The sequence below is a fragment of the Polaribacter sp. 2305UL8-11 genome (assembly GCF_058147165.1).
Window position 1 is genome coordinate 1 of record NZ_JBYVJW010000103.1, and the last position, 239, is coordinate 239.

At 33.1% G+C, this 239-nt stretch carries 1 protein-coding gene; it reads left to right on the forward strand.

What is annotated here, in order from left to right; genetic code table 11:
• On the forward strand, positions 1-239 hold a 239-nt coding region (locus ACY2RW_RS16355; RefSeq protein ID WP_490123790.1), incomplete at both ends, for a zinc-dependent metalloprotease.

Here is a 239-nt window from a genome sequence, read left to right on the forward strand (position 1 = left end):
TTGGGATAAAGTGACAGTTGCCTATTCTTATCAAGATTTTCCAAAAATGACAAATGAAGACAAAGCCTTAAAGAAAATTTTAGAGGATGCTTTTGCAAGCGGACTAAAATATTTGTCAGATTCTGAGGCAAGACCACAAGGAAGTGCAAGTGCAACAGCATATGTATGGGATAATGGAGGTAATGTTTATGATGAATTGTACAATCTTTTAAAAATTAGAAAAATGGCAATTGCTAATT